The sequence below is a fragment of the Halomonas sp. 3D7M genome (assembly GCF_014897885.1).
Classification (GTDB): Bacteria; Pseudomonadota; Gammaproteobacteria; order Pseudomonadales; family Halomonadaceae; genus Vreelandella.
Map to the genome: position 1 here is coordinate 1 of NZ_JABUZF010000244.1, position 2,868 is coordinate 2,868.

The 2,868-nt window shown below is 55.6% G+C and carries 3 protein-coding genes; 1 reads left to right on the forward strand and 2 read right to left on the reverse strand.

The annotated features are described in order from the left end of the window. A partial coding sequence (locus INT22_RS14250; protein WP_193068443.1) for an SEC-C domain-containing protein occupies nt 1–1,166 on the reverse strand: 1,166 nt, incomplete at its 3' end. Between the two features lie 82 nt (nt 1,167–1,248). After that, nucleotides 1,249–2,496, reverse strand: a complete 1,248-nt coding sequence (locus tag INT22_RS14255; RefSeq protein WP_193059632.1) for an ABC1 kinase family protein — start codon at nt 2,494–2,496, stop codon at nt 1,249–1,251. A 192-nt stretch (nt 2,497–2,688) separates the two neighbouring features. Here INT22_RS14255 and INT22_RS14260 point away from each other — a divergent pair. Further along, on the forward strand, nt 2,689–2,868 hold a 180-nt coding region (locus INT22_RS14260; protein ID WP_193068444.1), incomplete at its 3' end, for a toprim domain-containing protein.

The window sequence follows — 2,868 nt, forward strand, 5'->3', positions numbered from 1 at the left end:
CATTCTGGGTGAGCACATAGCTCAGACATCCACTCTATCGCGTTGCCCCAGGGGTCATCGCAAAAGCCCAAGGCGACCTCTTCATCGACCATGACCTGAAACTGTTCGTGCCAAGCCGCAAACAGGGTTTCTTCGCGAGCAGTGGTGGTGTAGTGCAACCTACCGGAATCGGCATCTTGCTCAATGGTCAGCTTCGGTGCGATAGGAAGTGCCGCCAGCAGCGCCTGTAGCGATACCAGCGGCGTCGCCATATCTTCTTCGGCGCTCAACAACTGGTCGGCCAAAGTGGCACCAGGATTTTCAGCTAGAGCTGCCAGGAATTCGAGCTGCTCTTCATCCAAGTCGCCCTGGCGAACCAAGCGGCGGTACCAGAAGTTAGCTCGCTCTTTGGCCTCTTCCTCATGACCTTCATGCAGCAGCAACATGGCTTCAATGTAGGCTAGCGTCGGTGAATCCGGTAGCGCCTGCTGGGCTTTCACGAACGCAGCGCGGGCGCTGTCTAAGTCGTCGTTATCCAGGTGCATTAGGCACAACCGCTCAAGCGCCACGCCACGTAAAAACAGTGGGCCACGCTCCATAACGTCATCAAGCAGGTCAGCACGCTTGCGGGTAAAGCCACGCTCTTGATAGATATCTAACAGAATTTCAAACGCAGGTTCGGCCTGCTCCGGCAAGCGCGACCAATCACTGCCGTCGAACAGTGACTCAAGAATCTGCATTGAACGACCGGTTTGACCACTTTCAGCAGCAATTAACCCGGCTTCTAATAACGCCTGGGCAGGTGCTTGCTGGCTTTCCAGCGCCGCTTTTAGCGTTGCGCCTTTCCACTCACGCAGGGAAAGCATCCACATCATCTGCTCAGGGATATCCGTGGGGAAGTCAACGCGGTAGCAGCACTGTTTGAATTTACGTCCTGAATCACACCAGCAAGGTTCGTTGCGCCCTGGGGTAGCCAACGGTTCGTTCGCAAAATTAAGCCGTTCTAGCGGCGTTTGCGACCATAAAATAGGCGCAAGCGCCTGGGCAGTTGCCACATCGCCATTAAACGAATCTGCGCCTTCGGCACGTACCCAGGTCATAAAATCGGGGTAGTGTTCCTGTTTCCTAATTGCCGAGAGTGCCCCAGAGGCAAATCCCAGCAGTTGATCGACCCATACCGCCAGCATTGCCGTCTCCACTGTCTTCAAAACGCGATTGAAAAGCGCAATAGTCTAGCATGACAGGCGGCGCTCCCGCAGCGGCAATTAGTTAGCGACTACGCGCCCAGGCTAGCAGTGGCTCGGTGCGGCTATGCATATCAAGACGCGCTTGCAGACGCACTAAGTTCCAGTAGTGCCCATTCAGTGCCCGGGAGAGCAGCAAAGTATCCGCAGGCGGTTGCAGGCGATCCATGGCAGCCCACACTTTTGGTGTTAACTCACGCAGTCGGCGGTGTACCCGCACGTCGCTGAAGTCCTGCTCGCCAGGTAAGAATAGTGGTGACACGCACTCAGCGGATTCTCGATAAAGCGCCAGCGGTGCGCCCTGCCCCTGGCGGCCGCCCATTTTCATTAACGCCTCATCCATGGCCATCGGGTCTTGCGCCAGAGTGGCATCTAATAGCTGAATCATGGCTTTTAGGCGCGCTTCGGGCACGGGAATTACTGCACCAAAATCGTAGATGATCAGGCGACCTTCCGCATCCGCCGCGAAGTTACCGGCGTGGGGGTCGGCATGCAGCTCACCGTAGGTAAACAGCTCCTCGGTAATCCAATCAGCCAACGCCACGGCCACTTTCTGACGAGTGCCATCATCGGTGCTTTCTATATCCCGCAGCGGTGTACCGCCTACAAAACGCATAGCCAGGACGTGCTGGCCAGATAACTCAAACAGTGGTTCGGGTATGACCAACCGAGGATTATCCTGATACCGCTCGCGATAGCGAGCCAGCGCCCGTGCTTCGGCGTGATAATCCAACTCTTCACGCAGCCCCGCAGCCAACTCTTCAAACAGCGCATCCAAACGCGCTTGGGGCACTTTGAACCAGCGGCCCAAGCTCATGATCCGTTTGACCTGCTTAAGATCGCTTTCCAACACATCCGCAAGCCCAGGGTACTGCACTTTCAGCACCACGGTTTCACCTGTATGGGTGACCGCTTTATGCACCTGCCCCATGGAAGCGCTAGCAAACGGGCGCTCCTCTATATCGCTAAAGTAGTGATCAATATCGCCGTATTGCAGTACCAACGCTTCACGGATACGCGGCCAAGGCATTGGCTCTGCTTGACGCTGCAAGCGAGCAAGCTCATTAGCCAGGTCGGGGGGCAGCAGGTCATCCCACTGGGACATAATTTGCGCCAGCTTCATGGCAGGGCCTTTCAGCTCCGAAAGCCCTTCAAACAGCGCTTCACCCAGCGCCCGCCAATCCGCTTGGCCACCTAGACGAGTTTTCAGCAGCGCCCCGCCCGTGCGGGCACCCAGACCCAATAAACGTCGTGTTCTGCCGCGTTCGCGCATGGAAATCGCCTCATTAATTGCTTTTTGACAGCTTACTTAATTTGTTAATTTTATACAAAAACTATACAAAGAAATAAATCCATCCATTTACAAAACAACTCACTCGCCATCTAACACACAAGCTAGACGCTAACCTGTTGCGGGTTCTGCTAAGATGGCAACTTGTTGTTATCTGACAGGGCTAGACACTGTATGCGCTTGATTATCGCCGAGAAACCCAGCCTTGCACGGGCCATAGCCGACGCACTGCCCGGCAGCGCAAAACGCCAGGATGGCGCTATGATTTGCGGCGACACCACCGTCACTTGGTGCCTAGGCCACTTGCTAGAACAAGCCCCCCCCGAAGCCTACGACCCTGCCGATAAACAGTGG

Bases quoted from the DNA above. Each gene is read 5' to 3' on its own strand.
- INT22_RS14255 (WP_193059632.1), bottom strand. From the start codon at position 2,496: ATGCGCGAACGCGGCAGAACACGACGTTTATTGGGTCTGGGTGCCCGC.